This is a genomic window from Raoultibacter timonensis, assembly GCF_900240215.1.
Classification (GTDB): domain Bacteria; phylum Actinomycetota; class Coriobacteriia; order Coriobacteriales; family Eggerthellaceae; genus Raoultibacter; species Raoultibacter timonensis.
This window is the reverse complement of the sequence record NZ_LT964696.1, coordinates 1-1,230: the sequence shown is the minus strand read 5'-3', so window position 1 is coordinate 1,230 and position 1,230 is coordinate 1. Positions and strand designations below refer to the sequence as shown.

Genomic DNA, 1,230 nt, shown 5'->3' with positions numbered 1-1,230 from the left:
CCGCCCCGTGGTGTGCCCGACCGAAGCGCTCATTCCCATGAGGCCGCTCGCCGAGGATCTGGCAACGGCGACCGCCCAGGCATGCGTGCTCGCCGACGGCATGGCCGTGTTCTCCTGCGCCCGCGCCGCTGCGAGGCGTAAGGCCGACCCCGATCGTTTCGCCGAGGTGCCGTGCTTGGCCCGTATGGAGGAAAGCGTGCTCATGAAGCTCGCTTCATGCGGGGTGTCGCGCCTCGTGCTCGTCGACGGCACGTGCAAAACCTGCAAGTACCGCGCATGCGATCCCGGCATCGACGCCACGGTCGCTTCGGTCAACGGGCTGCTCGAAGCCGAGGGCATAACGCTGCGCGTCGAGCGTATGTCCGAATTTCCCGAAGAGTTGCTCGTCGAAGAGACCACGGGCCTGTTCGGCGTCTCGCGGCGCGGATTTTTCACCCAAGCGAAAGACGTGGCGAAAGACGCCGCCGAAAAGGCGGCCGTCACGGCGCTTAAAAAGGAGCTTCAGCAGAAGGCCCCGTCGCTGCGCGATCGCCTCAAGATGTCCGACAAGGGATCGCTGCCGCAGTTCAATGCGATGCGCCGCATGCACGTGCTCGATGCGATGGATTCCATCGGCAGGCCCATCGTGCCCGAAATCGAAACCAGGCTATGGGGCAATGTCGGGATCGACACCGAGAAGTGCACGTCGTGTTTCATGTGCACCACGTTCTGCCCGACCGGCGCCCTGAAGAAGAGCGAGGTCGAGGCCGAGGACGGCAAGACCCGTTTCATCGAGTTCTCCACGGCGGACTGCGTGCAGTGCCGCATGTGCGAGGACATCTGCCTCAAATCCTGCATCACCGTCTCCGACGTCGTTTTGACCGAAGAGCTCTTCGATTTCGAGCCGCGGATGATCGAGCTGCCCGAGCCCCCGAAGAAGGCGGGCATCATCTCGAACCTCAAACGGCGCTAGGCGGTCGAAATCCATGGCTGCCGCAACCCATCGGATAGAGGCCGAACAGGGTCTCGACGGCTCGCTTGCCCAGCTGCAGGTAAAGGATGCCGAACGTACGGGGTTCCTCTCGATTGCGCCCGTTCCCATCGGCAACATGTTCAGCGCATCGGCGCTGCTCGTGGGTGCGACGCTCGGCGCCGGGCTCACGCTCGCCGACAGCCTGCTCGCCATCGTGTTCGGCTTCGGTTTCGTGATGTGCTACATGTGCCTCGTCGTCATGGAGGCGGCCGACACCG

General features: G+C 63.9%; 1 protein-coding gene and 1 pseudogene. Both read left to right on the top strand.

Annotated elements, in window-relative coordinates; all coding sequences use genetic code 11:
• Window positions 1–952: NADH-quinone oxidoreductase subunit I (locus tag C1722_RS16585; RefSeq protein ID WP_146040727.1), on the top strand; the 952-nt coding region annotated here is incomplete at its 5' end.
• A 13-nt stretch (window positions 953–965) separates the two neighbouring features.
• Window positions 966–1,230: pseudogene (locus tag C1722_RS16580) on the top strand (hypothetical protein); the annotation flags it as partial.